This window comes from Gluconobacter sp. DsW_056 (assembly GCF_002153595.1).
Classification (GTDB): domain Bacteria; phylum Pseudomonadota; class Alphaproteobacteria; order Acetobacterales; family Acetobacteraceae; genus Gluconobacter; species Gluconobacter albidus.
This window is the reverse complement of the sequence record NZ_JOPF01000042.1, coordinates 1-1327: the sequence shown is the minus strand read 5'-3', so window position 1 is coordinate 1327 and position 1327 is coordinate 1. Positions and strand designations below refer to the sequence as shown.

General features: G+C 37.2%; 2 protein-coding genes. Both read right to left on the bottom strand.

The features are described from left to right. A partial coding sequence (locus HK22_RS14855; protein WP_158093580.1) for a recombinase family protein occupies nucleotides 1-217 on the bottom strand: 217 nt, incomplete at its 3' end. Nucleotides 218-350: 133 nt separating this feature from the next. Next, entirely contained in the window at nucleotides 351-827 is a 477-nt protein-coding gene (locus HK22_RS15050) for a hypothetical protein (protein WP_143412443.1), read from the bottom strand. Nucleotides 828-1327 lie beyond the last annotated feature (500 nt).

The window sequence follows — 1327 nt, the reverse complement described above, 5'->3', positions numbered from 1 at the left end:
CGAATGTCTTCTTCTCCACCATCTGCCTCGCTGCAACCATCATCTTCTGGCTATGAGTCCTGAGCCTAAGGTTATCCAGAAGGCGTGTGAGTTCCTGTCTGCCTGACACCTGTTCAGAATACACACGCTCACAGCCTTGCTTATGAAGCTCGTCAATCTGAGCCTGTAAGCCGTTTGCCTGTTCAACGGTGGAAGTGCGTGCGTATCCGAAAATCATGTCTGTTTGTCACTTTGAAATCTAAGACATACAAAACTTAATGTCACAAAATTCTGAAAGCGACTACAAAGTGACAGAAACCCATATACTGATTTTTGTCACACATAGGCTTGCCCATTTAGAAAATATTCTACTATTTAGAAGCGCGATTATCACCATACGGTATAATATTATAGAGTTCTAAACCGTTTTCTCTTTTTTGAGAGAAGACAAAAACGGAAACATATTGCACAGAATTCCCTTCCAGCTTATCATTATTTGTAGATACAAGATTTATTTTATTTTTTTCACTTGAAGAAACCCTATTTATAGTTCTAAAATCCATTGATGGGAACGAATTTACTTCAATTGATCTTTTTATCATTTTGAAAATATTTTCTTTTGAATATGAATCTTTTCTATGTCTACTTTCAAATAAATGTTTTCCAACAAAATATATTCCTCTTCCCTTAAATTCTGGGTATCCAAAATATCTTCGTATGTAATTTATCTGGACAAATTGTAGTTCATTTATTTCTCCGATAATTCTTGGGGTTATTTTATAATCAGGTTGATTTATATACAAATCAAAGTGAAGATTTATTATCTCCCTAGCATTTTCTATGAGCACAAATTTTTCCGTTTACGAATCAAAATATATAATTATTTTACACAAAAAGATTGACAATTCGAGAGGGAATTCCGATATTTCTGCATGAAGAGTAATAAAACTCTTCATATAAAGGGAGATTTGTGAGTATGGATCTTTCTTATTCTTAAATCACTATGCTCAGTCTAAAGAGCAACAAATTGTTTGTTAACCTCTAACTGGTAAGTGAAAGCGTCAAGATCCGGTCTTGGGGTCACTTATCTTTCAATGAAAGCGTTGAGATCCGGTCTCAGGGTCATTGAAGCGAAAAGCCCACCGTCATGGTGGGTTTTTTGTATGCAATCCCGGCAGTCAACCGAACGGCTTTTCATTCGAAACCATGAATCCATTTTCAGCTTCTAGGATTTTTCCGGGGTTTCCAACGTGTGATGGGTTTTTGTCCATTGCGCTCTAGGCTCAGGACTCATAGCCAGAAGATGATGGTTGCAGCGAGGCAGATGGTGGAGAAGAAGACATTCGGG